This window comes from Methylocystis sp. (assembly GCF_051061225.1).
In the GTDB taxonomy this organism is placed as follows: Bacteria; Pseudomonadota; Alphaproteobacteria; order Rhizobiales; family Beijerinckiaceae; genus Methylocystis.
Genome location: NZ_JBPFEB010000031.1, coordinates 124,438 through 146,823, shown reverse-complemented (window position 1 = coordinate 146,823; position 22,386 = coordinate 124,438). Strand labels below are relative to the sequence as shown.

25 protein-coding genes and 2 tRNA genes are annotated in these 22,386 nt (G+C 65.6%); 13 read left to right on the top strand and 14 right to left on the bottom strand.

Annotated features, from left to right (window positions below; genetic code table 11):
• Positions 1-23: 23 nt before the first annotated feature.
• The 7 genes from ACR652_RS07605 to ACR652_RS07575 all read right to left on the bottom strand — a co-directional run bounded on the left by ACR652_RS07605 (position 24) and on the right by ACR652_RS07575 (position 4,814).
• Entirely contained in the window at positions 24-1,169 is a 1,146-nt protein-coding gene (locus tag ACR652_RS07605; RefSeq protein ID WP_434505915.1) for an AAA family ATPase, read from the bottom strand.
• A complete protein-coding gene (locus tag ACR652_RS07600) occupies positions 1,166-1,798 on the bottom strand; it encodes a hypothetical protein (protein WP_434505914.1) in 633 nt (210 codons plus the stop codon). Before ACR652_RS07600 ends, ACR652_RS07605 begins: the two co-directional genes overlap by 4 nt.
• Positions 1,788-2,219, bottom strand: a complete 432-nt coding sequence (locus tag ACR652_RS07595) for a hypothetical protein (protein ID WP_434505913.1) — start codon at positions 2,217-2,219, stop codon at positions 1,788-1,790. Before ACR652_RS07595 ends, ACR652_RS07600 begins: the two co-directional genes overlap by 11 nt.
• A gap of 281 nt (positions 2,220-2,500) precedes the next feature.
• Positions 2,501-2,713 (bottom strand): DNA-binding protein, encoded by a 213-nt coding sequence (locus ACR652_RS07590; protein WP_434505912.1) that lies wholly within the window; start codon positions 2,711-2,713, stop codon positions 2,501-2,503.
• A 99-nt stretch (positions 2,714-2,812) separates the two neighbouring features.
• A complete protein-coding gene (locus tag ACR652_RS07585) occupies positions 2,813-3,433 on the bottom strand; it encodes a hypothetical protein (RefSeq protein ID WP_434505911.1) in 621 nt (206 codons plus the stop codon).
• Positions 3,430-4,569 (bottom strand): tyrosine-type recombinase/integrase, encoded by a 1,140-nt coding sequence (locus ACR652_RS07580; protein ID WP_434505910.1) that lies wholly within the window; start codon positions 4,567-4,569, stop codon positions 3,430-3,432. Before ACR652_RS07580 ends, ACR652_RS07585 begins: the two co-directional genes overlap by 4 nt.
• Before the next feature lie 169 nt (positions 4,570-4,738).
• Positions 4,739-4,814: transfer RNA gene (locus ACR652_RS07575), tRNA-Ile, on the bottom strand.
• 70 nt (positions 4,815-4,884) lie between these two features.
• On the opposite strand from ACR652_RS07575, the gene ACR652_RS07570 reads away from it, so the two are divergent.
• Positions 4,885-5,547: a class II aldolase/adducin family protein gene (locus ACR652_RS07570; RefSeq protein ID WP_434505909.1), complete on the top strand. Its 663-nt coding sequence runs from the start codon at positions 4,885-4,887 to the stop codon at positions 5,545-5,547.
• On the opposite strand, the gene mtnA is transcribed toward ACR652_RS07570, so the two are convergent.
• On the bottom strand, positions 5,544-6,638 hold the full coding sequence (mtnA, locus tag ACR652_RS07565; protein ID WP_434505908.1) for an S-methyl-5-thioribose-1-phosphate isomerase: 1,095 nt from the start codon (positions 6,636-6,638) through the stop codon (positions 5,544-5,546). The two genes, ACR652_RS07570 and mtnA, sit on opposite strands and share 4 nt — an antisense overlap.
• 110 nt (positions 6,639-6,748) lie before the next feature.
• Here mtnA and ACR652_RS07560 point away from each other — a divergent pair, with 110 nt between their 5' ends.
• On the top strand, positions 6,749-7,501 hold the full coding sequence (locus ACR652_RS07560; protein ID WP_434505907.1) for a peptidase: 753 nt from the start codon (positions 6,749-6,751) through the stop codon (positions 7,499-7,501).
• Positions 7,498-8,460: an L-threonylcarbamoyladenylate synthase gene (locus ACR652_RS07555; RefSeq protein WP_434505906.1), complete on the top strand. Its 963-nt coding sequence runs from the start codon at positions 7,498-7,500 to the stop codon at positions 8,458-8,460. The genes ACR652_RS07560 and ACR652_RS07555 overlap by 4 nt, the downstream gene beginning before the upstream one ends.
• Here ACR652_RS07555 and ACR652_RS07550 read toward each other — a convergent pair whose 3' ends face one another.
• Positions 8,461-9,501 carry a hypothetical protein gene (locus ACR652_RS07550; RefSeq protein WP_434505905.1) on the bottom strand — a complete coding sequence of 347 codons (1,041 nt, stop codon included), beginning with the start codon at positions 9,499-9,501 and terminating at the stop codon, positions 8,461-8,463.
• Between the two features lie 184 nt (positions 9,502-9,685).
• On the opposite strand from ACR652_RS07550, the gene pgi reads away from it, so the two are divergent.
• On the top strand, positions 9,686-11,323 hold the full coding sequence (gene pgi / locus ACR652_RS07545) for a glucose-6-phosphate isomerase (RefSeq protein ID WP_434505904.1): 1,638 nt from the start codon (positions 9,686-9,688) through the stop codon (positions 11,321-11,323).
• Between the two features lie 57 nt (positions 11,324-11,380).
• Here the strand turns inward: pgi and ACR652_RS07540 are convergent, their stop codons facing one another.
• A complete protein-coding gene (locus ACR652_RS07540) occupies positions 11,381-12,502 on the bottom strand; it encodes a methyltransferase (protein WP_434505903.1) in 1,122 nt (373 codons plus the stop codon).
• 115 nt (positions 12,503-12,617) lie between these two features.
• On the opposite strand from ACR652_RS07540, the gene ACR652_RS07535 reads away from it, so the two are divergent.
• Positions 12,618-12,694: transfer RNA gene (locus ACR652_RS07535), tRNA-Arg, on the top strand.
• 504 nt (positions 12,695-13,198) lie between these two features.
• Positions 13,199-13,417, top strand: coding sequence for a GCG_CRPN prefix-to-repeats domain-containing protein (locus ACR652_RS07530; RefSeq protein ID WP_434505902.1), 219 nt, complete (start codon positions 13,199-13,201; stop codon positions 13,415-13,417).
• A gap of 193 nt (positions 13,418-13,610) precedes the next feature.
• Here the strand turns inward: ACR652_RS07530 and ACR652_RS07525 are convergent, their stop codons facing one another.
• Positions 13,611-13,910 carry a hypothetical protein gene (locus tag ACR652_RS07525; protein WP_434505901.1) on the bottom strand — a complete coding sequence of 100 codons (300 nt, stop codon included), beginning with the start codon at positions 13,908-13,910 and terminating at the stop codon, positions 13,611-13,613.
• Positions 13,911-14,337: 427 nt separating this feature from the next.
• On the opposite strand from ACR652_RS07525, the gene ACR652_RS07520 reads away from it, so the two are divergent.
• The 4 genes from ACR652_RS07520 to ACR652_RS07505 all read left to right on the top strand — a co-directional run bounded on the left by ACR652_RS07520 (position 14,338) and on the right by ACR652_RS07505 (position 16,234).
• A complete protein-coding gene (locus tag ACR652_RS07520; protein WP_434505900.1) occupies positions 14,338-14,481 on the top strand; it encodes a hypothetical protein in 144 nt (47 codons plus the stop codon).
• Between the two features lie 136 nt (positions 14,482-14,617).
• The gene (locus ACR652_RS07515; RefSeq protein ID WP_434505899.1) at positions 14,618-14,908 is read left to right on the top strand and encodes a hypothetical protein; all 291 of its coding nucleotides are present in this window, start codon (positions 14,618-14,620) and stop codon (positions 14,906-14,908) included.
• 290 nt (positions 14,909-15,198) lie between these two features.
• Positions 15,199-15,324 (top strand): hypothetical protein, encoded by a 126-nt coding sequence (locus ACR652_RS07510; RefSeq protein ID WP_434505898.1) that lies wholly within the window; start codon positions 15,199-15,201, stop codon positions 15,322-15,324.
• Positions 15,325-15,451: 127 nt separating this feature from the next.
• Positions 15,452-16,234 (top strand): L,D-transpeptidase, encoded by a 783-nt coding sequence (locus ACR652_RS07505; RefSeq protein WP_434505897.1) that lies wholly within the window; start codon positions 15,452-15,454, stop codon positions 16,232-16,234.
• Between the two features lie 7 nt (positions 16,235-16,241).
• Here the strand turns inward: ACR652_RS07505 and ACR652_RS07500 are convergent, their stop codons facing one another.
• On the bottom strand, positions 16,242-16,547 hold the full coding sequence (locus ACR652_RS07500; protein ID WP_434505896.1) for a NepR family anti-sigma factor: 306 nt from the start codon (positions 16,545-16,547) through the stop codon (positions 16,242-16,244).
• A gap of 123 nt (positions 16,548-16,670) precedes the next feature.
• On the opposite strand from ACR652_RS07500, the gene ACR652_RS07495 reads away from it, so the two are divergent.
• Positions 16,671-17,516 (top strand): hypothetical protein, encoded by an 846-nt coding sequence (locus ACR652_RS07495; RefSeq protein ID WP_434505895.1) that lies wholly within the window; start codon positions 16,671-16,673, stop codon positions 17,514-17,516.
• A 6-nt stretch (positions 17,517-17,522) separates the two neighbouring features.
• On the opposite strand, the gene ACR652_RS07490 is transcribed toward ACR652_RS07495, so the two are convergent.
• The gene (locus ACR652_RS07490; RefSeq protein WP_434505894.1) at positions 17,523-18,326 is read right to left on the bottom strand and encodes a cyclase family protein; all 804 of its coding nucleotides are present in this window, start codon (positions 18,324-18,326) and stop codon (positions 17,523-17,525) included.
• Positions 18,327-18,510: 184 nt separating this feature from the next.
• Between ACR652_RS07490 and lldD the strand changes: the two genes are divergently transcribed.
• Both lldD and ACR652_RS07480 read left to right on the top strand, forming a co-directional pair.
• Entirely contained in the window at positions 18,511-19,647 is a 1,137-nt protein-coding gene (gene lldD / locus ACR652_RS07485; RefSeq protein ID WP_434505893.1) for an FMN-dependent L-lactate dehydrogenase LldD, read from the top strand.
• A 75-nt stretch (positions 19,648-19,722) separates the two neighbouring features.
• Positions 19,723-21,366: an adenylate/guanylate cyclase domain-containing protein gene (locus ACR652_RS07480; RefSeq protein WP_434505892.1), complete on the top strand. Its 1,644-nt coding sequence runs from the start codon at positions 19,723-19,725 to the stop codon at positions 21,364-21,366.
• A 1-nt stretch (position 21,367) separates the two neighbouring features.
• Here ACR652_RS07480 and ACR652_RS07475 read toward each other — a convergent pair whose 3' ends face one another.
• A complete protein-coding gene (locus tag ACR652_RS07475) occupies positions 21,368-22,378 on the bottom strand; it encodes a ribonuclease Z (protein ID WP_434505891.1) in 1,011 nt (336 codons plus the stop codon).
• Positions 22,379-22,386 lie beyond the last annotated feature (8 nt).

The window sequence follows — 22,386 nt, the reverse complement described above, 5'->3', positions numbered from 1 at the left end:
TCCGGTCCGGTCCGAATGGGGCATCAGGGGAGCCATATGAAGCGCTCCCCGTTTCTCTCGCCCGCGATTAGGGCCCTGGATTTCAGCGCAGCCTCGAGCGAACGCTTGAAGCCCTTGCGCTGGCGATCGAACAATTTCTCTGGATCTTCGTCAGTATCTGCCTTTTCGGCTATCCTGGCGAAGTAGAGTTTCCGGACTGCGGTGTCCGAAACTCCCCGGACAAGCGGCCCATTGGCGAATGGTTTGAACCTCTCGCCTGCTTCCTCGATCGCGTCGCTAACGCAGGCCATCATCAGCCGTTGCGAGGGTGGGATGAATTTCACGCGCGGCTTGGTCGCGGCTGCTTCCGTCTCCTCCACAGAGGTTACGACGAGGGTTGAAACCTCGTCGCCATCCTCGTCGTGGCCAATCACTATGCGGTCGAGCCGCGCGATCATCTTCACGTCTGACATGTCGTCTTTGAGCTTGGCGAGTGTCAGCGTTGCGGCAAGTTCGCCTTCTATCCGCTCACAGAGGATCGCGGCGTCGAGCGCCCCCAAGAGAGATGAATGGCCGCGCATCCGGCGGTCATCGCCAAGGCCCGTATGGTGCACCACGAGCACGAGACAGTTGAAGCGCTCAGCCAGCGCGCCGGCATTCGCGACGAAAGAGGTCATTCCGGCCCCGTTTTCATCATTGCCCGCGAGCGTCGCGGCAAGCGTGTCCAACACGAGCAATCCGGGAGTTTCGCAGGCCCCTTCTATGGCCGAGACGAGCGCCGCAAGGTCGCCCTTCTCGGCGCCTAGGTTCGGCGCGGCAGGGATCATCGCAAAGGGAACATCGTCGCCAATGTTAGGGTGCGCGATCTGAAACCCGGCCTTGCGTTTCCGCAGCCCAGCCGCCGCCTCTGCCGCGATGTATAAAACGGGTGCCTGATTGGCGCGCCGCCCCGCCCAGTCCCAACCAAGGGCGACCGAAAGTCCGATATGGGCCACAATGAAGCTCTTAAAGCTGCCTGGCTTTCCGAAGATCGCCGCGAGTCCAACACGCGGGAGAACGCGCTTGATCGCCCATTCCTCGCGCCCGTCGAAGGCGATCTGCGACCATGGTTCGACCCTGAAGCGCTTATCGCTGGCGGAGCGGGACCTCGACTGTGGAGGGTTGTCGTCGAGAGGGGCCCAATCGTTCATGCGGCCCTCCTGCGTTTTTCCCGCGGTGCGACGATGCGAGGGGCGATCGTCAATTCCTCGCGTAACCGTCTTCCGAACTCGTGATCCATGACGCCAAGCGTCACGCCATCAAGCCAGCGCGCCGCGCGGGAAGGGTCGATAATAAAAACGCCCTCGCGGTCGGCTCGCAGCCAAGAGAGAACAGTCTCGTGAGCGACCAGCGGCCCATCTCCCCGTGGGCGCTCGAGGTTATCCAGGCCGAGCGCCGGCAGTGCACCGCGCCAGAGGGCAAGTTCGCCGCGTTCCAGGCCCCAAGCCGCGAGATCCACGACGTCGGCAGATTCGTCGCGTGCCGGGATGAGCGCGGCTGGCGTCGACGGGTTTCCTGGAGCGAACTTCGCGAGCTCAAACCGTGCGCCAGGGAGGAAGACAACCGGCTCGGCGGCTAATGCGTCGAGATGGTCGCGGCCATTGACGGCGCGCCCGCGCACGCCGAGGCGCCACAGCGCAGACCAGGCGTGTTCAACGCACACAATTGGCGCGCACGCGAGATATTCCAGCTCAACGAGGTTGAGCATGCCGGGGCCGAGCGTGCGCGGGTCTATCGGCCGGCCATTGGGGACGTCGGTAATTGGGAGGTCAGCGTCCATCGGCGCCCCCTTCTATGGAGCGGAGGCGCAAGAGGCCAGCAACTGCGATCAACGCCGCCTCGGCGCGGCCATCGTCTTTGACACGGGCGAACAGGTGGGCCTTATCGGGCCACCGGCGGATTGCTTCAGACCTGGCAGCGTCCTTTGCGCCGACCTTGCCCGGGGGAATGCCGATAGCTCGCTTCCAAGACGGCGAGGTAATCAGCGTCGCTGGGATTCCGGCGGCGGCGAGCACGCCCTCGATCGCTCCGCGGGCGCGACCAAAACTGAACGCGCCGACCGCGCCTTCGCCGGGGCGGGCGCCGACGAACTCGACAAACGCGTGTCCGCCATGGCTTTTCCAAATTATGTCCGCAAGCAGGGGCGCGTTGACGGCCCTGCGGCCGGCCGGGCCATCGGCGAGAGTCGGCATGTCGATCACGTCGACCAGCTCTCCGGCAGGCGTGATTAGCGCGATCGCGCCGGAGACGCCAACGTCGATTCCGAGGATGTGTTTCACGGGCGCCCCCAATCGGGAGAGAACGACGCGACGGCGGCCCAGGCAGTCGGGAAACGATGACGGCGCGCGAGGTGCGCGACGCGAATTTTGTGGATTTCGGTGGGGTTTTCGAGTATCTCGCAAGTGACAGCCGCCAAGCAGTCACATTCGCGAGCCCGCCGAGCGCCACCCGCCGGCGGGTTCATCGTTTTGTGGGTCATCGGTCAAGCGGCCTCCTGGGGAAGCGGCTTGCCGGCGATATACGCCTTGGCGTCCTCCGCCGCGACGACGCTCTTCGTGCCGAATTTACGAACACGAATGCGGCCGGCTTTTACATCGGCGTAGAATTTTGTCGTCCCGACATTGGCGAGCGCCATCGTTTCCTTGACGGAAAGATTGCCCCCGGCTTCGAGACGCTCTTTGATCGTCAGCTGCATCGTTTCCTCTCTCCTTGCGCACCGCGACGAAGCGGCGAGAACGAGGAAAAGAATGAGCGAACTCCGCTGGCTTTCGCGGCGGAAAAAAGTTCCGAGTTTTTACGGCTTAAAATCAGGAGCTTGCGGCTCGCCGAACAAGTTTTTAATCCGGCGCGCGGCTACCGGCGGGATGGATAGGCCGAGGTTGACGAGGGATGTATTTGCAATGGCTCCGGCGCCAGGGGCCTCGGCGAAAAGCATATCGACGGCGTGAAAAGCAGCCACAAGCCACAGTGCGTCATCTATTTCGTGCTGCGAGAGGTGCGCAGCTTTCGTAAGCTTCCTACGGGGATCGACAAGCGGCCAGTTTTTTTCAATCTTCTTCCGTAGGCCGTCCACTCTCGACCTGAGAAATTGACGGTTACCAGGCGCGGCGGCGGTGTTGCGCGGCTCGGCGCCTTCAAAGCTTATGGATCTCGAGCCGGCCAAGTTCCTGGCCCCGATGCGAAGGCGGGTGCGTTCGCTTTCCGCGTCAAGCTCGACCTCATCGTTGGGGTCGAAAAGCAGCGCTATGAGTTTTATTTCCGCGGCGTTCAAGATTGTCTTCGACCCGCGATTGAACATCAACCAGAGTGCGAAAGTCACAATAAGCCTGTCGCGATCGTCGGATATAGCAAGCCGTGGTCGGCCTCCATCGCCCTTGCGCGGCCCGCGCCGCGTTTTTTGCAAGGGTTCAATCAATTTCCGCTCCCGCAATAATTCGCCCAAGCCTCCATAAGAGCGCGGCGCTTTTCGAGTGCATCGGAGCGTCTATAAGCGCGCTCGGTCTCATCGCCTACTGAATGCGCCAGTGCGGCCTCGGCGATCTCCCGTGGAAAGTGTGTCTCGTTACCCGCCCAATCTCGGAACGCGCTTCGGAACCCATGCACGGTCGCCGCGACACCGAGCCGCTCGAGCACCTTCGCCATGGCCACATGAGAGAGCGGTTTGGCGCGTCTCTGACCCGGAAAGACATAATCCCCCACGCGAATCGGTTTCACGGCATTGATGACGGCAAGCGCCGCATCGGAGAGGGGCACCCGATGCTCACGCGCTGTCTTCATGCGTGCGGACGGGATCGTCCAAATGCGCTCGTTGATGTCTATTTCTCCCCAGGCCGCGCCATAGACTTCGGCCGATCGCGTGGCGGTCAGGATGCAAAATCGAAGTGCATGGGCAGATGTGGTTTCGACCTCCTGCAGACGTAAAAAGAGCGAGGGCAACTCAGCGTAGGGCAATGCTGTGTGATGTCCTTTGACCAGGCGCGGCCGTTCCGGGAGCAAATGCGAGAGGTGGCCACGCCAGCGCGCTGGATTCTCGCCAGATCGCAGGCCCTTTGCCTTTGCTGCGTCCAGAACTGCTTCGATCCGCTGGCGCAGCCGCGAAGCCGGCGCGGGCTTTTCGAGCCATATCGGCTTCAGAACATCCACGACCGCTTCCGTATCTATTTCGTCGACCGGTCGGGAGCGGAGTGAGGCCGCTGACTCCTTAAGCGAGACCTTCCATTGGTGCACGTGCTTTGGATGCTTCCAAGATGAAGCTTTCGATTCGAGAAGTTCATCTGCGACCTCGCCGAAGGTCTTTTTCGTGGCACTGGCGCGCCGCGCCGCCTCCCGCGCCTCGATGGGGTTCCGACCAGAGCGCCTGATGGCGCGGGCTTCGTCACGGGCGGCCCGAGCCTCGGCGAGTCCGACGCCTTCCTCCACGGTCCCGAGCCCCATCTCCGGCCGTCGGTCCCCAAATGAGAAGCGGTAGACCCAGCTCCGCGATCCAAACTCGGAGACGATCAGGTAAAGACCGCCGCCATCGCAGTATGTGCCGGGCGGCGCAGTGGCCACTTTCCGCGCGTTGAGCGAGCCGCCTCTCACCCGTTCAGTCCCCCGACCAGTCCCCCAGTTGAACGCGGATTATAGCGAACATGGACGAATGCTCAAGGATACCATTTACGCCAAGCGGCTTGTTTTATTGGTGTTTTGTGAATGGTGGCGAACGGTGCCGAATAAGCCTTGGTAGGCCGGGAGGGACTCGAACCCCCAACCAGACCGTTATGAGCGGTCGGCTCTAACCATTGAGCTACCGGCCCCCCTTCGGGGAGACTACGTCCTATACAGCAAACCGTCCGGCGGGCAATATCGCGCGAGGGAGGCGGCGCGATGACGGAAGCCGGGGGGCGCGAGGAGATTGTTTCGGCGGCTGTGGAGCTGGAGCGGCTGGGGCTCAACCACGGGTCGGCGGGCAATCTGTCGTTGCGCGTGGAAGATGTTGTTCTTGTCACGCCCAGCGGCGTCCCCGCGCGGGAGCTTCGGAACGAGATGATCGCCCGGATGCCGCTCGCGGACGCCCAGGGCGCCTTCGAGGGACCGCTGCCGCCCACGAGCGAATGGCGCTTCCACCTCGACATCTACCGCGCCCGCCCGGATGTCGCGGCCGTGGCGCATATGCATTCGACCTACGCCACCACGCTGGCGACGCTTCGGCGCCCGATCCCGGCGGTGCATTACATGATCGCGGCCTTCGGCGGGCCGAGCGTGCCCTGCGTTGGTTACGCCTCCTATGGCACGCCGGAGCTGTCCCGCCTCGTCGTCGAGGGGCTGAAAGACCGTGACGGCGCGCTTCTCGCCAATCACGGCGCCATTGTCGTGGGGGCGGACATGCGCCGGGCGCTCTGGCGCGCGGTGGAGCTCGAGGCGCTGGCGCAGGTCTATTATCTGGCCGCCATGGCAGGCGAGCCGGTCGTGCTGCCCGACGATGAAATCTGGCGGACCGTCGAACGCTTCAAGAGCTACGGGCCGCGCAGGGAGGCGGAGCGGGGCTAACCGGCGAGATCGGGAAACAGGCTCGCCAGGCCGCTCGCGCTGGCGGCGCAGACGCCGCGCTCCGTGACCAGCCCGGTGACGAAACGCGCCGGCGTCACGTCGAAGGCCCAGTTGCGGGCGGGCGAACCCTCGGGCGTCACCTGCACTTCGGCCAGCCCGCCATCCGGCAGGCGGCCGCCGATATGCGTGACTTCGCGCGCGCCGCGCTCCTCGATCGGAATTTCCGCCACGCCGTCCGACAGTCGCCAGTCGATGGTCGAACCGGGCAGCGCGACATAGAAGGGCACGCCATTGTCATGCGCCGCCAGCGCCTTGAGGTAGGTGCCGATCTTGTTGCAGACGTCGCCGGTCCGCGTGGTGCGGTCGGTCCCGACGATCGCCAGATCGACGAGCCCGTGCTGCATCAGATGCCCGCCGGCGTTGTCGGCGATGACGCTGTGCGGCACGCCCTCGCTGAGAAGCTCGAAGGCCGTCAGGCTCGCGCCCTGATTGCGCGGGCGCGTCTCGTCGACCCAGACGTGCACCGGAACGCCGGCGCGCATCGCCTTGTAAACAGGCGCCAGCGCCGTTCCCCAGTCGACGGTCGCGAGCCAGCCGGCGTTGCAATGCGTGAGCACATTCACTGGCCGGCCGGGGCTTCTCTCCGCCGCCGCGCGGATCAGCGCCGCGCCGTGCTCGCCGATGGCTGCGCAGCAGGCGACGTCTTCATCGGCGATTCGCCCGGCCTCGGCATAGGCCAGCGCCGCGCGTTCGGATGTCGAGGCGCGGAGCAGCGCCGCCTTCACGCGGTCGAGCGCCCAGCGCAGATTGACGGCGGTCGGGCGGGTCGCGAGCAGCGTCCCATAGGCCGACTCGAGCGCGGCGTCACCGGGGTCCGCGCCGGCGGCGAGGGCGAGCCCATAGGCCCCGGTCACGCCGATAAGCGGCGCGCCCCGCACGATCATGTCCCGAATGGCGCGGGCTGCGTCGTCGAGGCCGTCGAGACGGACGGTCTCGAAGCGATGGGGCAGGCGGGTCTGGTCGATCACATGGACTCGCCGGCCGTCGGCGTCGAGCCATATCGTTCTGTAGTCGCGGCCGTCGATGCGCATGAGCGGACCCTGGCGGAAAAGCTTGAGCGCACTTGTGCCTTTTGGCCCGGAACTTGTAAACCGGGGGCGGGCGTGCTGGGGGAACGGCGCGGCCCGGCCGGGGAGGCGCCATGACCTATTGCTGCGGCATTCTGGTGCGGGACGGGCTTGTGCTCGTCGCCGACACGCGCACCAACGCCGGTCTCGACAACATCTCAACCTTCCGAAAGCTGCATGTTTTCGAGAAGCCCGGCGAGCGCGTGCTCCTGCTGGCGACGGCGGGCAATCTCTCCGTGACTCAGGGAGTCGTGAATTTCCTCACCGAGGGCTTCGAGAATCCGGAGACCGGCGAGGTCGAAAACGCCATGACCGCGCCAACCATGCTTCAGGCGGCGCAGCTCGTGGGCCGGGCCGTGCGCCGCTCGCGCAAGGAGGCGGACAGTTCGGCCGAACAATCCGCAGGCGTGAGTTTCGACGTCTCGCTGCTGCTCGGCGGGCAGATCGCCGGCGGCGCGCCGCGACTTTTCATGATCTATACGGCCGGCAATTTCATCGAATGCACGCCTGACACCAACTATCTTCAGATCGGCGAGCACAAATACGGCAAGCCGATTCTCGACCGCGCGGTGCATTACGACAGCGACATCTTCGACGCGCTGAAGATTGGCCTGATCTCGATGGATTCCACCATCCGCTCCAACCTGTCCGTTGGTCTGCCCATCGACATCGCCATGCTGCGCCGCGACGCGCTGCAACTGGAGGTGTCGACGAGAATCGACGCGACGGATGACTATTTCCGCGACCTGCGCGAGCGGTGGTCGAAGGCGTTGCGCGCCGCCCATATGGCGATTCCCGCGCCGCCCTATCGGGGTCGCGGATCATGACCGTTCTCGCGCGCGCCGATGCGGAGGGGATCGCCCGCGCGGTGGAAATTCTGCGCGAGGGCGGGCTCGTGGCCTTTCCCACCGAGACGGTCTATGGGCTCGGGGCCGACGCCACCAGCGGCTGGGCGGTCGCGCGCATCTATGACGCCAAGGGCCGCCCGTCGTTCAATCCGCTGATCGCCCATGTCGCCGACCTTGCGGCCGCGCAGCGGGAGGCGCTGCTGCCCGAGGCGGCGGTTAGGCTGGCGGAGGCGTTCTGGCCGGGGCCGCTGACGATCGTCGCCCCCGCCGCGCCCGGAGGGAGCGTGAGCGAACTGGCGCGGGCGGGATTGCCGAGCGTCGCCCTACGCATCCCCGACCATCCGGTGGCGCTGGCGCTGATCGCGGCGCTCGGCCGGCCCGTCGCCGCACCCTCGGCGAACCGTTCGGGGCATGTCAGCCCGGTGACCGCGGCCCATGTCGCCGAAGACCTCTCCGGCCGCGTCGACATGATTCTCGACGGCGGCCGCACGGCGGCCGGACTCGAGTCGACGATCGTTTCATTCTGCGAGGGCGCGCCGGCCCTGCTGCGACCGGGCGCCATCGCCCGCGAGAAGATCGAAAAGGCGCTCGGCCTGAAGCTCGCGGCGCCGCCGCGCGCCGAGGTGCTGGCGCCCGGCATGACAGCCTCGCATTACGCGCCGAACGCAAGGCTGCGACTGGAGGCGCATGAACTCGAAGAGGGCGAGGCGGCGCTGGATTTCGGCGGCCGGCTCACACCGCTCGCATCCGACGGCGCCGTAACGCTCGATCTCTCGCCCTCGGGCGATCTCGTCGAGGCGGCGGCCAATCTGTTCACCTTCCTGCGCGAACTGGACGCGCGCGGCGCGCTCCGGGTCGCCGTCGCGCATATCCCCGAGCGCGGGCTTGGGGAAGCGATCAACGACCGCCTGCGCCGCGCCGCCGCGCCGAGGCTTTGATCAAGCAGCGAGCGCGATCGGCTCCGACGCCCGAAGGTGAAAATCATGCGTCACGGGCCGAGCATCGCCCCTCAGCAGCGAGGGACTTTCGTAGCCGCGCGCCGCGAAGTCGCCTGCGCCAGCGGCGGACATTTCCACCGCGAGGCGGGTCAGGCGATTGAGAACCGGCTCGCTCACCCAGGAAAAGAGCGGGGCGTCGGGCGCGACGCCGCGCATGGCCGCAACCCGCGCGTTGTTGTTGGCCTCGCTCATGCGCGCCTGCCAGCCAGGCAGCGGCTCTTGCCAGTCATTGGCGACGATCACCGGCCCGCGATAGACGCGCGCCTCCCGCTCGGTGCGCTCGATCAGCGCAATTTGCCCGGGCCGGACGCCGGCGAGGGTGAAAAGCGTCGGCCGCGCGAGCGGCTCGCGCCTGATCAGCTCAATCGCCTCCTCGAAGGTTTCGCAGGTCTCGAAGGCGTAGCGCAGGAGGTGATCGGGCGGCCAGCCGCCGTCGCTCGCCAGCGCGTCGCGGAGGTTCATGGCCGCGTCATAGGCGAAGCCCAGCTTTCCACGCGTGCGCCGTTTCATCGGCGCCTGATTGATGACGGCGCAAAAACGGCCCGGCGCCATGGCGGTCAGCACGCCCACGGCTCCCGGCCAGGTGGAGTTGTAGAACTCTCCGGCGCTCCCGGATTGCCACGCCATCTCGACGGCTTGGCCGAGCCCCTGAAAGGGCCAGTCGAGCGTGCGACGGATGCGCGGCAGGCCATCCGGCCCCGAATAAGCCTGGGTCGTGCAGGCAAAGAGATAAGCCATGTTGAGCGTCACCGCGCCAACGCCGAGAATCTCGGCGATATGCTCCAGCTCGGCCCGATATTTGGACGCGGAGCGGCGCAGCCAGTTGGACGCCAGCCGATCGACCGGGGAGAGGCAGAAATTACCCACCGGCGCGAGCTTGCCCAGGCATGCGTCGCGCAGCGCCGCGGCGGCGTGAGTCCGCGCCCTGGCGTGCGCGACGGGGCCGCCTTCACGCAGGTCGAGGAAAGGGATGGGGATCATCGTCGGCGTCTTCCCGTCATTGAAGCGTCATCTCAGCGAGATGATTTTCACATCCAGCTGTCATAATACAGTCAAAAATTAGATAGGCTTCGCGGCGGTGCGGAAAACCGCTCTTTGGGATAGAAAGCGCCGATCCTCCGGAGTCCGGCCGATTCGGCTGCTCGTTCCTGCTTTGAGATCCAAAATGTCGCACGCTGTCGCCGCCGCTTTTCTTGCCCTCGACTCCCATGCGCCCAAGCTCGAAGCCGTCAGGACGCTCGACCTTTTCGCGGCCGACCCAGAGCGCTTCGAAAATTTCAGCGTCGGGTTCGATGATTTCCTCTTCGATTTCTCCAAGCACAAGGTGACGGGCGAGACGCTCGATCTTCTGCTCGCGCTGGCGCGGGCGAGAAATCTCGAAGCCCGTCGCGACGCTCTCTTTGGCGGCGAGGCCGTCAACAACACCGAACATCGCGCCGCCATGCATATGGCGCTGCGCGATCTGTCGACGCGGCCGCTGCTCGTCGACGGCGTCGACGTGCGGCCGCAAATCGAGGCGGAGCGGGAGAAGGTTTTCGCCTTCGCGCGCGCCATCCGCAGCGGAGACCTCAGGGGCGCGACCGGCGAGACTTTCTCAGACATCGTGAACATGGGCATTGGCGGCTCCGATCTCGGCCCGGCAATGGCGGCGCGCGCCCTGTCGCCTTTCGCGGACGGCGGGCCGCGCACGCATTTCGTCTCCAATGTCGACGGCGCCGATCTGGCCGACACGCTCGCGGGTCTCGATCTCGCGCGCACGCTGTTCATCGTCTCGTCCAAGACATTCACGACGCAGGAGACCATGGCCAACGCCGCGAGCGCCCGCGCGCGACTCGTGGCGGCGCTGGGCGAGGCGGCGGTGGCGGCGCATTTCGCCGCGGTCTCCACGCGGCTCGACAAGGTGGCGGCGTTCGGCATCGCGCCCGATCGCGTGTTTGGTTTCTGGGACTGGGTCGGCGGACGCTATTCGCTGTGGTCGTCGATTGGCCTCGCGCTGGCCGTCGCCATCGGCCCGGAGCATGTCACGCAATTCCTGCGCGGCGGATTCGAGATCGACGAGCATTTCCGCTCGGCGCCGCTCTCGCGAAACATTCCCGTGCTGATGGGCCTGCTCGGCGTATGGCATCGCAACGTCATGAAGCGTTGCGCCCATGCGGTCATTCCCTATGACCAGCGCCTCGCGCGGTTTCCCGCCTATCTCCAGCAGCTCGATATGGAGTCGAACGGCAAGTCCGTGACCCGCGACGGCAGGCTCGTCACCCATGCGACGGGTCCGGTGATCTTCGGCGAGCCGGGCACGAACGGGCAGCACGCCTTTTTCCAGTTGCTGCATCAGGGAACGGACGTCACGCCGATCGACTTCCTCGTCGCCGCCGAACCGACGGCCGCCGACCCGCATCATCATGCGCTGCTGTTCGCAAACTGCCTCGCGCAGGCGGAAGCGTTCATGCGGGGGAGGACGCTGGAGGAAGCCAGGGCGCAGTTGCGCGGGCAGGGGCTTTCCGCCGGGGAGGCGGAGTCGCTCGCGCCGCACAAGGTCTTTTCCGGAGACCGGCCGTCGAGCGTCTTGCTGTATCGCCGCCTCGATCCGCGCACGCTCGGCCGCCTCGTGGCGCTCTATGAGCACAAAGTGTTCGTGCAGTCGGTGATCTGGGACATCAATCCCTTCGACCAGTGGGGCGTGGAGCTCGGCAAGGAACTCGCCAACCGCCTCGCGCCGATTGTCGAGAACGCCGCCGCGTCGACGGCGGGGCTCGATGGTTCGACGGCGGGGCTGATCGCCTGGCGGCGCATGCGCGCGTGAGGCGCGGCGTCTCCGCGAAGGCGGGCGCGCGCGGATCGCGCGTCGGCGGAGAGGGCGTCAAACCGCCTTCGCGACCAGAATGCTCGTCAATGTCGGCAGCGCGTTGCGCAGCAGCCGTGTCGCGCCGAAGCCGGACTGCCGCAGCAGCGCCTCGATTTCCTCGACGCGGCGCGGCTCTCCCCGGCCCATCGCCAGCGTATAGAAGCCATAATAGGCGTCGAGCGGCTCCGCGCCCGCCACGCCCGACATGGCTTCGATGATCAGAAGCGTCGCGCCCGGCTCCACCGCCGCGCGAATGTTGCGCAGCACGGCGAGCGCTCTCTCATCGTCCTGATCGTGAATGATGCGGACCAGCGTGACGATGTCCGCGCCTCTCGGCAGCGGATCCCGCAGGAAGTCTCCGCCGCAGATCTGCGCCCTCTCCAGAATGCCCGCCGCCTCGAAGCGCGCGCGGGCGCGTTCGGCGACGGCGGGGAGATCGAGCAGCGTGACGTGCAATTGCGGCGCGCGCGCCGCCGCCGCGCAGAGAAAGACGCCCTCGCCGCCGCCCACATCCATCAGCCGGCGGTGCTGTGAGACGTCATAGGCTCCGAGCGCCTCCTGGGCCACCATGGGCTGGGACGCCGCCATGAGGGCGCTGTAGGGCGCAATCTGGGCGTCGCCGAGCGCCTTCGGCTGTTCGAGGTCCGAGTAGGGCCAGTAATCGGCGAGGGCGGCGCGCTTTTCCCCGCGCAGCAGCGCCACCGGATCGGCGAGATCGGCATAGAGCAGGGGCTGGTGCTCCACGAGCGACAGCGCCGCGCGGTTGCCGGCAAAGGCCGCGCCGAGCTGACCCAGCCCGTAACGCCCGCCGCCGCGCCGCTCGGCAAGGTCGAGCGAGGCCGCCGCGTCGAGGAGCCGCCGCGTGGCTTCGGCCGAGAGGCCAAGACGCCCCGCAAGCTCCGCGACCGTCAGGGGGCCGCCGATGAGGCTGTCGAAAAGCCCGAGGCGCGCGCAGGCGAACAGCACCTGCGAATAAACGAAGCCGGCGGTGAGATCGAGCGCCGCGCGGGCCCGCCGGCGGGCGAGGACCCGGGCCAGCGGATTGGCGAGCGACCAGCGCTGGAACTTCGGATCGGCGATGAGGCGGTCGCGCCGCGCCCGCAGCCGGTCCAGCCAGTCGTCGATGAATTGCGCCATGGGGGCCTCCCTTGTGAGGCCGCCCGGATAGCATGCGCTTTCCCGGTGGAGAATGGGCGTCGACGTTGCGGCCGGCCGCCGCTTCCTGTAAAAGAGTTTCGTCGACTCCCGACAGGCGCCCGTAGCTCAGCTGGATAGAGTGCTGCCCTCCGAAGGCAGAGGTCGCACGTTCGAATCGTGCCGGGCGCGCCAGTCAAACTTGGCTTTCGTGAAAAATCCTCAAGCCGAAGGCGGGGCGCAAATCCGCGCCTGACCGTGACTGGCGCATGCGCTGGGTCGGCCGTGGCCGATCATCCCCAAAAATTCCCCCACGAATCTTCGCCGTCGCCCGCGCCATGCTCGGACAAATGGCCTGTCCCTGCGGAGGGACAGGCCTTTCTCGTTGTCATGGTCTCGTTGACCCTCGGAACCTAGCGGGATTCTGACATCAAAATAGTCGGGAAAATTACCTAGGACCGGAGATTGGGAGCGCGCGAAACGAGACTGGCGCCGCGCGTCCTTTCAGACGCCGAGACGGCCGCGCCACGGGGAAGCGCACGCGAGCGACGCCGCGGCGGTCGCGGCGACAAGGAAGGCGAGGGGCAGGGGAAGACTCCGATAGGCATGGCCTGAGTCACAATAACGCCTCGGGTTCGTTCGCGTGCTAACATCAAAATCGCCATTTGTAACAATGGCGGAAACATGAGGGTTGCGGTCATGAAGAGATTGTCAGCTTTGCTTTGCGCCACGATTCTTTCGGCCTCTGTCTGTTCGGTGGCGACGCCCGCGCTGGCGCTGGGCGGGTGCGGTCCAAACGGGCATCGGAATGGGTGGGGGAATTGCGTCTTCGGCGGTCAGAATCAGGATTGGTGTCTCAGACGGACAGGCCATCCCGCCACGCGCATGCCAAACGGCACGCTCCGCTGCTTCAGGTAACAGGAGCGCGCGGCCTGCCTCAGCGCGCCGTCCATGCGCAGGCGCACAGACGGGCGCCGCATCGCCCGCTTAGGGCTGGCGGGGCGGCGCGTTAACGTGCGCGCTCGCAGAGAGAGGCCGCCGAAGCTCCCCGAGCCTCCGGCGGCTTCTCGCCTTTCCGTCCCACATTGCGTGATCAGAGCGCGGCCGGGCCTCACCTGATGATCCAATACTCGTCAGGATCGCCGCGCCTGTGCGCTTTCACCAGACGACTGAGCGGCGGCGTGGTTTCAATGACCAGTTCGCCAGCCGGAATGATCTTGCACTCCTTGTTCTTCATGCCCCGCTGGATCAGGCGTTGGGAGGCCAGGTCATCTGACTCATCCATCAGCTCGATGGCGCGCGCCATGACGCCACGATCCTTGCAGGCGGGATAGCCCGGCCCCGCGCCAAACGCCGCCGAGAGCGCCTCGGCGAGGATGAGAAAGCTGAAAAGCGCCCGGGACAGCCACATCGCCTGCTCCTTGCAAGCTCGGTTTCCATTTACCTGTGGTCCGGCGTGCGCCTGGCAAGCATGTCGCCTTGCGGATGCGCAACCGCGTCAATGCCTGCTCGTGAGCCGACCGGCGTCGGCCCAGCCGCTCGCCCCGCCCCGCAGGCGCGCTAGTTGAGTATAGGCAGATGAAAACAGTGAGCGAAGCCATGTCGGACGAAACAACCGCCATGATGGTGGGGTTGATCGCCTTCCTCCTGATGGCGTTGGCCATGTGGAGGATCATTGTCGATTAGACGGCTTCCCTAATGTGACGCTCATGCTTTGCGTGCAGGGAACTTTCGTCCACGGTCCACAGCCGGCCCTCCTGTGCGCGCCCGCACATCCGGCCCGCCCGGCGCCGTCTAACGTCTTCCCGTGAACTGAATCGAAACGGGGAGCCACCGCCATGAACAAGTTTTTCGCCATGAGTCTCGGCGCGCTGATTGGCACGGCCATGTTTGCTGTTATTGGAGTCGGCCTGGCGCATGCCCAAATGAACACGAATGACGGCTACGGCGTTGTTGTTTTGGACAACGTGCGCGCCCGATGAATTGTGGGACGGGCGCCGGAGTCCGCGCCGCTGATTGAAGAGTGACCAGCGGAAATTTGGCGAGGAAATTATGCCTGTAAGGCCAATCAATTATGGGGCCGAATGGTCCGCCGGGGATCTGGAGCGTCTGAGGCGGATGGCTTCGGATGAGCTTCCGCTGGCCGTCATGAGCAAGACTCTGCAGCGGACGGAAAACGCCGTGCAGACCAAGGCGAAGGAACTCGGCCTGATCGTGAAGAAGCCGTCCGTGAAAAGGTCGGACTGGTCGGGGGATCATATCGAGCTGCTCAAGCAGATGAGCCAGGAAAATCTGCCGGTTCTCGTCGTATGCAAGAAGCTCGGACGCGCGAAGCGAGCGGTTGAAATGAAGGCGAAGGAGCTTGGGCTCAGCCTCAAGCCGCCCGGCAAGAAGCGCTTCAGCTCGTAGGCGGGCGTCCCGGCGGCGGGAGACGCCATTCGCGAGGACCGCTTTCCTCCATGTCGGGAGACGCTAAGTGCTGCGGCGGGAGGACGCCGCCATGAGTGAGAAATGGATCTATGGGGCTGTCGCGCTGCTGTACTTCGCGGCTTTCACCGAGATTTTCGTGCTGGGCTGGTAGGCTCGGCGAGAGGCGTTCGGTCTGCCGGGCGCTGTGGAAGGCCCCGCGCCTGACTCCTTGAGAAACGACGATCGCTTGCCAAATGAATAGGCAAGCAGTCTCACGTTCAGGTGCGGTCATGGTCTTTTTGCGCGCCCTCCGGATCGCTCTCATTCTGGCGACCGGCTTCGTCATCGGCCTCTCCTTCGGAGTGGTCGAGCAAAGCCCGCAGGCGAAACTGTGGCTGTCCGAGCGAACGGGCTAGCTTGGCCCGGCCGTTGACGTCTTCACGCCCGCGGCGGCCTCCCGGCCGGTCGCGGGGGGCGGCGCGTCGCCGTTTTGCCGTGATTGCCCGTCAAACATCGTTTCAGGCAACAACACGAAAAATCAAAATGCTACGAAAAGCCTCCATCGCGGTCGCGCTGTATGCGCTCGCTCTGGGACCGGCCGCGCCGGCGTTCGCACAAGGTTACGTTTATCCGCCCGGGCGGGGCGGCCCTTATTATGCGGATGAGGAGCCCGATCCCTATTACCCGGACGATGACCGGCCCACCCGCGCGTTGCCGCGCGATCCGTATTTCGACGAGCGCGATCTCGGGGCCTATGGCCCGGGGAGAGGAGGCCGCGCGTCGCCGCAGCGGCGCGCCCGCGTCGCATCTCTGCCGGCGGACGCCGATCCGGCCTATTCGACCGCTCTCGATTATGACGACCTCGTTGACCCCAGCGTGTCGACGCGCGCGCTCGTGGATGATCCGACCGGACAGCCGCCCGGCACGCTCACGATCGATACGGCCGCGCGCAAGCTCTACCTCTCCGTTGGCCGGGGGCAGGCGTTTGAATATGGCGTCGGAGTCGGGCGTCAGGGCTTCGCCTGGAAAGGCCGCGCTCAGGTCGGTCGCAAGGCCTTCTGGCCGGGCTGGACGCCGCCGAAGGAGATGCTCCTGCGCCGCCCGGATCTGCCGGCGCATATGGAGGGCGGGATCGACAATCCGCTTGGCGCGCGCGCCCTCTATCTGTTCAACGGAAGCAAGGACACGCTGTTTCGCATTCACGGCACCAACGAGCCGGATACGATTGGCCAGGCGGTCTCCTCGGGATGCATCCGCATGTTGAATGCGGATGTCATCGATCTTTACCAGCGGGTTGCGAAAGGCAACCGGGTGGTCGTCCGGTGAACGGGCCTCAACTGGGCTGTTGGGCGTCCAGCGCCTCGACGAGCGCCTTGATCCGGTCCGGAACCGGCTCGCGCAGCATCGCCTGATAATAGTCGGTCAGTTGACGGCCGAGCCGGTCTTCCGCCTCCTGCGCGCGGCGGGATGCGAGAAGGGTCGCCGCCTTGTCTCCCCGCAAGGGCGCATGCCGCGCCTTGCCCGCGCGCCGGATGAGCTCGGCGCCGGCGAGAGTGTCGTAGGCTTTCAAAGCGCCCTGCGCCCTCGTGCGTTTGGCGCCCGTCACGCCAGCGGGGGTAGCGATGTCCTGCAGATTCATGGCGCGCCTCGAGTCAGTTGCACGGGCATAAAGGGAGCGCATACAAACGCTCACGCGAAGGAATCGAAACTGAAAAACGTTAATCAACAGTAAAAGGTTTTTCGAATAGAGCTTTTCCGGCTTTTGGCGGATCCCGCCGAGATCGCCTGTCGCGGCCGTCTCCGGCTGCTTGAACCCTTGGGACCAGACGCCGTGCTGCTCTTCATCAATTCCTTGCCGCCGTTGCTCGGGGCTTTTTTCGTCGTGGCGGCGCCGACGGCCGTCGCCATGCTCGGGCCGATGCTGGTGCGCCGGCGCTACAAGCTCTCGGCGCTCGTGAAGAATAATGAGGTCGCCGGCTTCAAATTCGCCACGCTCGGCGTGATCTACGCCGTGCTGCTCGGCTTCGCCATCGTGTCGGTGTGGGAGAAGTTCAGCGAGGCGGAGCTTCTCGTCCTGAGGGAGTCGGGCGCTTCGGCCACGCTCTATCGCCTGTCCGCCGGTCAGGACGCGGACGCCGCCGCCACGCGCTCGGCGTTGCGCGCCTATCTCACAGCGGTCGTCGAGGACGATTGGCCGCGGATGGCGGCCGGGAAGGAAAGCCGTGAGTCGGGAAAAGCGCTCGAAGAACTTTATGCGGCCGCCATGCGTCTTGTCGACAGCCGGCCGCTCGCGGTCGGCGTCGAAGTTCTCAAGGAACTCGGCGCCGTCACCGAGGCGCGTCGCGGGCGGCTTTATCTCGCCGCCGGCGTGGTGCCCTCGGCGCTGTGGGCGATGCTCGTCACCGGGGCGCTGCTGACGGTCGGCTTCACCTATTTCTTCGCCATGGAGAACCTGCGGGTGCAAACCGCCATGACGGGAGCGCTGGCCCTGATCGTCTTTCTGGGGCTCTTCGTCATCGTCTCCTACGATCACCCCTTCACGGGCTCGGTCGCGGTCGACGCCGCTCCATTCCGGGCGCTGATCGCGGAACTGAGCGGCAGTCCGTGACGCCCCTCAGCGCGGCGCGAAAGCGATCACGCGCGCCGGCGCGCCCGATCCTTGCGCGATCTTCATCGGCATGGCCATGACGATGGCGCCCGTCGCCGGCAACTGATCGAGATTCATCAGATTCTCCAGCCCCGGAACATTGGCGGCGCCGATGATTCGGTGAACCATGAACTCATGCGAGGGTCCGATGTCGACGCTCGCCGTGTCGAGGCCGATCATCGAAACGTGCCGTTCGCTGACCAGCAGCGTGGCGGCCTCGGGGCCGAAGGAGGGAAAGTGCAGGTTGTTGACGGCGCCGGGCGTGTCGTCGCCGAGATAGGCCTTGCGATCGGGCCAGCGCGCGCTCCAGCCGGTGCGCAGCAAGACGATGGCGCCGTCGGGGATGCGGCCGTTCGAGTCCTCCCACGCCGTGATGTCGGCCGGAGCCAGCGCATAATCCGGGTTTTGCGCCACCTTTGCCGTAATGTCGATCACCACGGCCGGGCGGATCAGCCTGTCGAGGGGAATGTCCGAATTGGTCCAGTGGTTTTCGGCGAAATGCATGGGCGCGTCGATATGCGTGCCGCCATGCTCGGGGGAACAGAAGGCGTTCGAATAATAGAAGAAGCCGCCCTTGGTCAGGCCCTTGTGCTCCTGCTTGAGCTGGAAGCCCGTGGGCTCGGTCGGCCAGTAGATCGTATTGGCGTCATAGGGGTGGCTGAGATCCACGACCTTCGAGGCGGCAAGGTCGATCGTCTGCGCCGAGGCGCCCGGCAGCCATGCCGCCGCCAAAGCGCCGGCGCCAATGATCCCCGCCAGTTTTCGCCTCATCCGCCCTCTCCCCCAACAGGCGCCGACTGGCGCGCTATGAGGGAGATTGCCTCTTTCGCGCCGATTCGCCAACGCAGGGACGGTCTTTGCGAAAGCGCGGCTGGCGTTGGCCGCGCTGGCGTGACGGGAGCCATTTGCATTAGATGACGCATGCGCCTTCCATGGGTGAGCCTCGGGGGCTGATGTGATCATCTCTGCCGCTTCAGACTACCGCGCGGCGGCGCGCCGCAGACTGCCTCGATTTCTCTTCGACTACATCGACGGCGGCGCCGGCGCGGAGGAGACGCTGCGCGCAAACTGCGCCGATCTGACGGCGATCCGCCTGCGTCAGCGCGTGCTCAGGGGCGCGGCCGACGTCGATCTCTCGACGCAATGGTTCGGCCGGTCCTCGACGCTCCCCCTGCTTCTTGGGCCAGTGGGGCTGACGGGCATGTTCGCGCGCCGTGGCGAGGCGCAGATGGCGCGGGCCGCCGCGCGCGTGGGCGTCCCGTCGGTGCTCTCGACGGTTTCGGTCTGTTCGCTCGAGGAAGTCGCCGGCCAGAGCGCGGAGCCGATCTGGTTTCAGCTTTATGTGCTGAAGGACCGCGCTTTCATGCGCGAGGTTCTCGAACGCGCGCGCGCCGTCGGCGTGTCGACGCTTGTTTTCACAGTTGATCTGCCGACGCCGGGGCCGCGCTACCGGGACGCGCATTCGGGACTGTCTGGCCCCAATGCGACGATGCGCAGGCTCTTGCAGGCGATGACGCGGCCGCGCTGGGCCTGGGACGTCGGGCTGATGGGACGCCCGCATGATCTGGGCAACATCTCCCGCTATCTTGGCCGCCGGGTCGGGCTCGAGGATTACATCGGCTGGCTGATGGCGAACATGGACCCGTCGATCGGCTGGGCGGACATCGAATGGATTCGCGCCTTCTGGAAGGGGCCGATGATCATCAAGGGCGTGCTCGACGCTGAGGATGCGCGCGACGCGGTGCGCTTCGGGGCCGATGGGCTCGTCGTCTCGAACCATGGCGGACGCCAGCTCGACGGCGCCCTGTCGACGGCGCGGGCGCTGCCGCGCATTGCCGAGGCCGTCCGGGATGACCTTGTGGTGTTCGCCGACTCCGGCGTGCGGTCCGGTCTCGACGCGTTGCGGATGCTGGCGCTGGGCGCGAAAGGCGTTCTGCTGGGACGCGCGGCCGTCTATGCGCTGGCGGCGGACGGGCAGGCGGGGGTTGAAAACGTGCTGCGCATCTTCGCCAATGAAATGCGCGTCTGCATGACGCTGACGGGCGCGGCGTCTGTCGCGGACGTCAACTCGAATATTCTCGAAGTTTCCTGAAACCCAGCCCTTTGCAGGCAAATTGCGCCGATGCCGGCTGGCTGCTAGCATTCATTGGCCCTGGACCGGACGCTCATGCAACTGCGACATTTCTCCATTGTCTTCTTCACAACGGCGCTCTTGCTGGCCGGCGCCAGCCTCTCCATCGGCATGCTGCTCGAAGGCGTCCAGGACGACATTGAAAGCCAGCAGGCGCAATTTCTGGAGTCATACAAGCTCGCCGACGAGCTTCGCGCCTCCTCGGAATATCTGACGCGTTTCTCGCGCAGCGTCGTCGTGACGGGCGACCCGCGCGAGTCGCGATTTTACAAGGATATTCTCGATATCCGCAATGGCGTGCTCGCGCCGCCGCCGGGTTACAACAGCGTCTACTGGGATCTCGTGGCCGCGAAAATTCTTCCCGAACCGGCGCTGACACGGCAGGGCGCGGCGTCTCTGGAAGAGCGCCTTCTGAAGACCGGCATCACGGCGCGTGAATTCAATTTTCTGGAGGACGCCAAGAACCGGTCCGACAGGCTGTCGCAATTGGAGTTGCGGGCGATGCACGCCGCAATGGGCGAGTTCGACGACGGCTCCGGCGCCTATGCAAAAAAGGGCGCGCCGAACCGGGAACTGGCGATCCGTCTTCTCAACGACGAAAGTTACAGGAAGGCGAAGGGCGACATCATGCAGCCGATCGCCGCCTTCATGCAGGCGATCGACAGCCGCGAGAAGGCTGCCCTTGCGGCGCTCAATGAGCGGTCCGACAGGCTGGTGCGCGTGAACACCGTCATGGGGGCGCTGTTCCTTCTGTCCATCGTCGCCGCGGCAGCCATTCTCTTTGTGCAATTTGCGCGTCGGGGCGCGAGGCTGATGACGGCGGTCCATCGCATCGGCGCCGGCGATCTCGACACGACCACCGGCCTCTCGGGCCCAGACGAAATCGGACGCCTCGGCGCCGCCATGGACGACATGGCGGACAGGCTGCGTTCGGCCTTCTCGCGGCTGGAGGAAAAGGTGCGCGCGGTGGAGGAAGCCTCGCATGAGCTTGCGAAGGAGCGCGACCGCTCGGAGAAGCTGTTGCGAAACATTCTGCCGGCGGTCATTGCGGAGCGCCTTCGCAATGGCGAGGAGATGATCGCTGAGACCTATCCGGAAGTCACGGTTCTCTTTGCCGACATTGTCGGCTTTACAGGAATTGCCGCGAGACTTGGACCCTATGAAACGGTGCGCATGTTGAACGACGTCTTCGGGCGGTTCGACGAACTTGCGGAAAAATACCGGCTCGAGAAGATCAAGACGATTGGAGACTGCTACATGGTGGTCGCTGGCGTTCCGGATCGCACGCCGCTGCATTGCCAGCGGATCGCGCACTTCGCGCTGGAGGCGATCGAGGCCATGCGGTCCTATTCAGAGAGCTTCCCGATCCCGTTGCAGATTCGCATTGGCGTGCATACGGGCACGGTGGTCGCGGGCGTCGTCGGGAAGCGGAAATTCTCCTACGATCTCTGGGGCGAGGTGGTCAATCTGGCCAATCGCTACGAATCCACCGGCCACGCGAACCGCATTCACGTCTCCGACTCTGTGCGTCTGCGCCTTGCCGACGATTTCGAGTTCGAGAGCGGCGGCGTCGTCGATCTGAAGGGCATGGGACGGGCGCCATCCTGGTTCCTCGCCGGCGAGAAGGCTGCGTCGGCGGAAGTCATCGAGCTGCGCGAGCGGCGGGCCAGGGCCGAATGAGTCAGCCGTGCAGAAAGGCGTCCTGCGCCTCCTGCGCAAGGCGCTCGCCTTCGCCCCGGTAGCGCGGGGAATAGTGGAAGGTGACGAGGCGTTTCACATGCGCGGCGCGGGCAAGGAGGCCCGCCTGCCGCGCCGTGAGGTGGCGCCGCTGCGCGGCGATCGCGGCGTCTGCGTCCAGAAAGGTCGCCTCGATGAAGAGCGCATCGGCGCCCTCGACGAGACGGATGATCTTTTCAGCGTTCTCTCTGTGATAGGCGCAGTCGACGACATAGGCGAGCTTTCGACCCTTCGAGACCTGCATGATCTCCTGCTTGAGCTGGCCGAGCGGCAGCGTTGCGGGCGCGTCGGACGCGGGGGTGCGCCAGAGGACCGGAACAGCGACATCGTCGCGGGCGCCCGCGAGAATGGCCTCCTTGAACATGCGCAGCCAGGGACCGACGCTGAGGCCCGCGGCCTCCAGCGTGTTGCGCCAGATGTTGATCTGGGCGCGCTCCTGCAGCGCGAAGGCGAGAACCGGCACGCCGTGATCGAGGGTCGCCGCGCGGAGCTCGAAAGCGGCTTCGCTGATCAGCAGGCCACTCGCATTGCCGCTCGCTTCGGCTTCCCGGCGACGGAAGACGTCGTGTCCGGAGAAGATCGCGGCGCGCGTTTCGCCGGACGGGTCCAATTCAGTGACACGGAAGCTCACATTGCCGTCATAGCCGTCGAGAAGGTTCCATGTGTAAGCCCGAAGCTTGTGATCCACCGCGTCGATCATGCCGGCGGGACCGAAGACGCCGATGGTTTTCTCGCGGCCCAGCACGAGCCGCAAAAGCCGGTCGAAACCGGCGAAGTGGTCCATGTGGCGGTGCGTGATCAGGAGATCGCTGATGCGCAGGACCTTGCGGGTGGGCAGTTTGGCGATATCGCCGATGTCGAACAGCATCGCGCGCTTTTCGAAGACGAGGTCGACGTAAAGACCCGGATCTTCGAATGGATCATTGACGAGCAGCGGATCGAAGCGGCGCGGCATCGGGTCGA

Excerpts from the sequence above, each read along its gene's own strand:
- ACR652_RS07605 (WP_434505915.1), bottom strand. The coding sequence starts at position 1,169 with ATGAACGATTGGGCCCCTCTCGACGACAACCCTCCACAGTCGAGGTCC.
- ACR652_RS07600 (WP_434505914.1), bottom strand. The coding sequence starts at position 1,798 with ATGGACGCTGACCTCCCAATTACCGACGTCCCCAATGGCCGGCCGATA.
- ACR652_RS07590 (WP_434505912.1), bottom strand. The coding sequence starts at position 2,713 with ATGCAGCTGACGATCAAAGAGCGTCTCGAAGCCGGGGGCAATCTTTCC.
- ACR652_RS07570 (WP_434505909.1), top strand. The coding sequence starts at position 4,885 with ATGACGGAAGCCGGGGGGCGCGAGGAGATTGTTTCGGCGGCTGTGGAG.
- mtnA (WP_434505908.1), bottom strand. The coding sequence starts at position 6,638 with ATGCGCATCGACGGCCGCGACTACAGAACGATATGGCTCGACGCCGAC.
- ACR652_RS07560 (WP_434505907.1), top strand. The coding sequence starts at position 6,749 with ATGACCTATTGCTGCGGCATTCTGGTGCGGGACGGGCTTGTGCTCGTC.
- ACR652_RS07555 (WP_434505906.1), top strand. The coding sequence starts at position 7,498 with ATGACCGTTCTCGCGCGCGCCGATGCGGAGGGGATCGCCCGCGCGGTG.
- ACR652_RS07550 (WP_434505905.1), bottom strand. The coding sequence starts at position 9,501 with ATGATCCCCATCCCTTTCCTCGACCTGCGTGAAGGCGGCCCCGTCGCG.
- pgi (WP_434505904.1), top strand. The coding sequence starts at position 9,686 with ATGTCGCACGCTGTCGCCGCCGCTTTTCTTGCCCTCGACTCCCATGCG.
- ACR652_RS07540 (WP_434505903.1), bottom strand. The coding sequence starts at position 12,502 with ATGGCGCAATTCATCGACGACTGGCTGGACCGGCTGCGGGCGCGGCGC.
- ACR652_RS07530 (WP_434505902.1), top strand. The coding sequence starts at position 13,199 with ATGAAGAGATTGTCAGCTTTGCTTTGCGCCACGATTCTTTCGGCCTCT.
- ACR652_RS07525 (WP_434505901.1), bottom strand. The coding sequence starts at position 13,910 with ATGTGGCTGTCCCGGGCGCTTTTCAGCTTTCTCATCCTCGCCGAGGCG.
- ACR652_RS07520 (WP_434505900.1), top strand. The coding sequence starts at position 14,338 with ATGAACAAGTTTTTCGCCATGAGTCTCGGCGCGCTGATTGGCACGGCC.
- ACR652_RS07515 (WP_434505899.1), top strand. The coding sequence starts at position 14,618 with ATGGCTTCGGATGAGCTTCCGCTGGCCGTCATGAGCAAGACTCTGCAG.
- ACR652_RS07510 (WP_434505898.1), top strand. The coding sequence starts at position 15,199 with ATGGTCTTTTTGCGCGCCCTCCGGATCGCTCTCATTCTGGCGACCGGC.
- ACR652_RS07505 (WP_434505897.1), top strand. The coding sequence starts at position 15,452 with ATGCTACGAAAAGCCTCCATCGCGGTCGCGCTGTATGCGCTCGCTCTG.
- ACR652_RS07500 (WP_434505896.1), bottom strand. The coding sequence starts at position 16,547 with ATGAATCTGCAGGACATCGCTACCCCCGCTGGCGTGACGGGCGCCAAA.
- ACR652_RS07490 (WP_434505894.1), bottom strand. The coding sequence starts at position 18,326 with ATGAGGCGAAAACTGGCGGGGATCATTGGCGCCGGCGCTTTGGCGGCG.
- ACR652_RS07480 (WP_434505892.1), top strand. The coding sequence starts at position 19,723 with ATGCAACTGCGACATTTCTCCATTGTCTTCTTCACAACGGCGCTCTTG.
- ACR652_RS07475 (WP_434505891.1), bottom strand. The coding sequence starts at position 22,378 with ATGCCGCGCCGCTTCGATCCGCTGCTCGTCAATGATCCATTCGAAGAT.